This window comes from Streptomyces sp. NPDC093109 (assembly GCF_040701725.1).
Classification (GTDB): domain Bacteria; phylum Actinomycetota; class Actinomycetes; order Streptomycetales; family Streptomycetaceae; genus Streptomyces.
The window spans coordinates 1-1737 of record NZ_JBFBEZ010000118.1 but is presented as its reverse complement, the minus strand read 5'-3'; the positions used below and the strand labels follow the sequence as shown (position 1 = coordinate 1737).

The 1737-nt window shown below is 67.0% G+C and carries 1 protein-coding gene and 2 pseudogenes; 1 reads left to right on the top strand and 2 read right to left on the bottom strand.

All coding sequences use genetic code 11. The annotated features are described in order from the left end of the window. Window positions 1–353: 353 nt before the first annotated feature. Window positions 354–1072: pseudogene (locus AB0389_RS37810) on the bottom strand (DUF5655 domain-containing protein). Window positions 1073–1119: 47 nt separating this feature from the next. On the opposite strand from AB0389_RS37810, the gene AB0389_RS37805 reads away from it, so the two are divergent. Then, window positions 1120–1497 (top strand): nuclear transport factor 2 family protein, encoded by a 378-nt coding sequence (locus AB0389_RS37805; RefSeq protein ID WP_366400122.1) that lies wholly within the window; start codon window positions 1120–1122, stop codon window positions 1495–1497. Window positions 1498–1545: 48 nt separating this feature from the next. Here AB0389_RS37805 and AB0389_RS37800 read toward each other — a convergent pair. Then, window positions 1546–1737: pseudogene (locus AB0389_RS37800) on the bottom strand (hypothetical protein); the annotation flags it as partial.

The following is a 1737-nucleotide window of genomic DNA, read 5'->3' as shown; positions in this document are numbered from 1 at the left end:
ACCGCGTCCCCGCACACCCCGAGTTCGCTGCTGGCCGACCTCTCCGAAACCCTCGCCCACGGGACCGGCACGCGCCAGGCCCAACCGGGCCGCGAGCACAGGTCTCGCCGCGCTACCAGTGCTCCGGCCGCTCTGGTCGTCGCAGTCGGCCCAGCCTCCGGCCGTTCACGCTGATCATCGGCGTACACGGGCGGGGCAACATAGCGCGGGATCGCCGGTTGGCCAAACCGGCGATCCCGCGCACCATGGACAGTCCACCGCCGCCCACCGCCCGCCACGTCGAAAGGCACCCACCCACGACCGCACATACGACACGAAGCGCACCCCGCCAGGAGGCGGGCAGCCGCATCCGGTCACGCTGCCGAGTAGCTCGCCCGGAACAGATCCCGCGCCCGCTCCACGTCCCTCGGCGTACGGAGCCGCACCTCCAGATCCCCCGTCCCGTGGTGACCAAGACCGGACACGTCCCGGGTGAAACCCGGAACAAGGTCGACGTCCTTCGGGTCAACCTTCAGACACACCAGCACCTTGGTCTGCTGAGGCGGGATGAGGCAGGCGAAGTTCCGCAGCCGCTGATATGCCCGGTACTGCTTGCGCTCGACACGGGTCACGCCATCCCCAAGCCCGAGCGGAACCTCGTCGACCGCGCTCGCCAGTTCCGCCATCGCCCCGTCCTGAACGCCGACCGCCGCCCGGGCAACCACCTTGCGGCGCGTCCGGGGGCCACCTGCATGCCGCCGCCCACGGACGCCACGGTCTCAAGACCCAGCAGGTCACTGCCGAAAAGTCGGTAGCGAACCAGATCGATCGACCGCCGGTGCTCACGCACGGCATGCACGTCGTAGCGGGTGAAATCGCCGGCGACACAGATCAGGCGCGGGCCGCTCCACAGGACCTGGGGTGCGGCCGTCACCCCGGGCCGGGCGCGGACCAGGTGCTCGAACTCAGCGCGATGGTCCATCAGCCACGCCAGGCAGAAAAGGCCCTGGTTGACGACGGCGTCGATACCGCGCTTGTACTCGACCTTTCCGGCCTCTGTAGCACCTGGGGTCGGCTTGACCTGGGTGATGATGTGGCGTGCATGTTCGCGATGTCAGTGTGGGCTGGCAGTATGCGCCCATGGAGCCAACGAAGATCGTTCAGGAACTGTGGGACCGCATGCAGGCTCGGGACTGGAGCGGAGTTGGCCAGCTACTCACCGACGACGTGGTGATCGAGTGGCCGGTCAGCGCCGAGCGAATTGTGGGGCGCGACAACTACGTGCGCATCAACGCGGAGTATCCAGAGGGTTGGTCGATTCGGGTGCTGCGGATCGTGGCCGACGGCGATGAAGTCGTCTCTGAGGTGGAGGTGCCGCACGAGTCGATGGGTGTACATCGAGTGGCGTCGTTTTGGACGGTTCGATCCGGGCGGATCGTTGCCGGGCGGGAGTACTGGAGCGAGCTGGGCGCGGATCCGTCGCCGAAGTGGCGCGCCGACTATGTGCAGCGTGTGTGAGGAAGGCGCGGTCGACCGAGACCGCAGTGACCCAGCCGTAGAACTCGGTCAGGATTTACGGGCGTGATCAAGCAGTTCGGCTTCGAGGGAGGCGAGTCGGCGGTCTTGAAAGCGGAGGTTGGAGCGGGCGGCCTCGAGCCGCTCCCTAAGCCTTGATCCACCGGCCAGCGTCTTGTGGATAGCGGCTAGGAAAACGAGGAAGTGCCTTGTGACCTGCGATGATGGGAGTTCTTCAGGCTT

Excerpts from the sequence above, each read along its gene's own strand:
- AB0389_RS37805 (WP_366400122.1), top strand. The coding sequence starts at position 1,120 with ATGGAGCCAACGAAGATCGTTCAGGAACTGTGGGACCGCATGCAGGCT.